Source organism: Pseudomonas sp. DF5 (assembly GCF_058148225.1).
Window position 1 is genome coordinate 1 of record NZ_JBYVYM010000064.1, and the last position, 1,291, is coordinate 1,291.

The window sequence follows — 1,291 nt, forward strand, 5'->3', positions numbered from 1 at the left end:
CGTGCCGGCGTCTTTGTAGACGTCATCGGACGGTGCCGGGACGGTCACGGTGCCGGTGGTTTTGCTGGCGTCGATGGTGATCACCGCACCGTTGCTCAAGGTCACGGTGACCGGTGTGCCGGCGGCGTTGGTCAGGGTGGCGGTGTAAACGATGGAACCGCCTTCGGCTACCGAGTCGGTTGCCGACAGGCTGAGGGTGGTGGTGTCCGAAGTATCAGTAATCGAAGTGTCCGCCGACTTGCCGTCGACTTCCAGCTTCTCGTAGTTGCCGCCCTTGGCATCGTCGATCTTGACGCTCAGCGAACTGCCGCCCGCCAACGCATCGTTGGGCGCAACAAAGTTGACAGAACCGCTGCTCGCGCCGACCGGGATGGTGATGGTCTGGCCGTTGGACAGGGTCACCACCACAGGTGAGCCGGTGACCGGCGCCGACACGGACGCGGTGTACACCACGGTGCCGCCTTCGGCGACGTTCGCGGTCGCAGTCAGCGAAACGGTGCTGGTGTCGATGGTGTCGTTGACGGTAGTCACCGCCGGGGCAGTGCTCGGCACCAGGTTTTCGAAATTGCCACCGGTGGCGGTGGAAATGGTGGCCTGGACCGTACCGGCATCTTTGTAAACGTCATCGGATGGAGCCGGGACGGTCACGGTGCCGGTGGTTTTACCGGCGTCGATGGTGATGACGGCGCCGTTGCTCAGGGTCACGGTGACCGGAGTGCCGGCGGCGTTGGTCAGGGTCGCGGTGTAAGTGATCTGGCCACCTTCGGCTACCGAGTTGGATGCGCTCAGGCTGAGGTTGGTGGTGTCGACGGTGTCGGTCACGGTGGTGCTGACCGGCGTTTTGTCCGCCACCAGGTTCTCGTAGTTACCGCCGCTGACGTTGGTGATCGAGTTGGTCAGCGGAGCGTGGCCGGCCAACGCGTCGTTCGGCGCGGCGGTGGTCACGGTGCCGGTGGTTTGACCGACGTTGATGGTGATCGTCTGGCCGTTGGCCAGGGACACGGTGACCGGGCTGCCAGTCACTGGCGCACCAACGGTCGCGGTGTAAGTGACGGTGCCGCCTTCGGCGACGTTCGCGGTCGCAGCCAGCGAAACGGTACTGGTGTCGATCGTGTCATTGACGGTGGTGACTGCCGGGGCAGTGCTCGGCACCAGGTTTTCGAAATTGCCACCGGTGGCGGTGGAGATGGTGGCCTGGACCGTGCCGGCGTCTTTGTAGACGTCATCGGATGGAGCCGGGACGGTGACGGTGCCGGTGGTTTTACCGGCGTCGATGGTGATCACGGCGCCA

The 1,291-nt window shown here is 64.4% G+C and carries 1 protein-coding gene; it reads right to left on the reverse strand.

What is annotated here, in order from left to right:
- The coding region (locus AC30D7_RS28705) for an immunoglobulin-like domain-containing protein (RefSeq protein ID WP_490136324.1) at positions 1-1,291 on the reverse strand (1,291 nt) is incomplete at both ends.